Annotated in this window: 1 rRNA gene; it reads left to right on the forward strand. The window is 53.5% G+C overall.

What is annotated here, in order from left to right:
- Positions 1-19: 19 nt before the first annotated feature.
- Positions 20-1,548 (forward strand): 23S ribosomal RNA (locus HF322_RS11530); the annotation flags it as partial.

The following is a 1,548-nucleotide window of genomic DNA, read 5'->3' on the forward strand; positions in this document are numbered from 1 at the left end:
TCCCTGCACGACCTCACTATAGGGTGCGACTAAGCGTATACGGTGGATGCCCTGGCAGTCAGAGGCGATGAAGGACGTGCTAATCTGCGATAAGCGTCGGTAAGGTGATATGAACCGTTATAACCGGCGATTTCCGAATGGGGAAACCCAGTGTGTTTCGACACACTATCATTAACTGAATCCATAGGTTAATGAGGCGAACCGGGGGAACTGAAACATCTAAGTACCCCGAGGAAAAGAAATCAACCGAGATTCCCCCAGTAGCGGCGAGCGAACGGGGAGCAGCCCAGAGCCTGAATCAGTGTGTGTGTTAGTGGAAGCGTCTGGAAAGGCGCGCGATACAGGGTGACAGCCCCGTACACAAAAATGCACATGCTGTGAGCTCGATGAGTAGGGCGGGACACGTGGTATCCTGTCTGAATATGGGGGGACCATCCTCCAAGGCTAAATACTCCTGACTGACCGATAGTGAACCAGTACCGTGAGGGAAAGGCGAAAAGAACCCCGGCGAGGGGAGTGAAAAAGAACCTGAAACCGTGTACGTACAAGCAGTGGGAGCACGCTTAGGCGTGTGACTGCGTACCTTTTGTATAATGGGTCAGCGACTTATATTCTGTAGCAAGGTTAACCGAATAGGGGAGCCGAAGGGAAACCGAGTCTTAACTGGGCGTTAAGTTGCAGGGTATAGACCCGAAACCCGGTGATCTAGCCATGGGCAGGTTGAAGGTTGGGTAACACTAACTGGAGGACCGAACCGACTAATCTTGAAAAATTAGCGGATGACTTGTGGCTGGGGGTGAAAGGCCAATCAAACCGGGAGATAGCTGGTTCTCCCCGAAAGCTATTTAGGTAGCGCCTCGTGAATTCATCTCCGGGGGTAGAGCACTGTTTCGGCAAGGGGGTCATCCCGACTTACCAACCCGATGCAAACTGCGAATACCGGAGAATGTTATCACGGGAGACACACGGCGGGTGCTAACGTCCGTCGTGAAGAGGGAAACAACCCAGACCGCCAGCTAAGGTCCCAAAGTCATGGTTAAGTGGGAAACGATGTGGGAAGGCCCAGACAGCCAGGATGTTGGCTTAGAAGCAGCCATCATTTAAAGAAAGCGTAATAGCTCACTGGTCGAGTCGGCCTGCGCGGAAGATGTAACGGGGCTAAACCATGCACCGAAGCTGCGGCAGCGACGCTTATGCGTTGTTGGGTAGGGGAGCGTTCTGTAAGCCTGCGAAGGTGTGCTGTGAGGCATGCTGGAGGTATCAGAAGTGCGAATGCTGACATAAGTAACGATAAAGCGGGTGAAAAGCCCGCTCGCCGGAAGACCAAGGGTTCCTGTCCAACGTTAATCGGGGCAGGGTGAGTCGACCCCTAAGGCGAGGCCGAAAGGCGTAGTCGATGGGAAACAGGTTAATATTCCTGTACTTGGTGTTACTGCGAAGGGGGGACGGAGAAGGCTATGTTGGCCGGGCGACGGTTGTCCCGGTTTAAGCGTGTAGGCTGGTTTTCCAGGCAAATCCGGAAAATCAAGGCTGAGGCGTGATGACGAG

The organism is Psychrobacter sp. MF31 (genome assembly GCF_012847335.1).
GTDB lineage: Bacteria > Pseudomonadota > Gammaproteobacteria > Pseudomonadales > Moraxellaceae > Psychrobacter.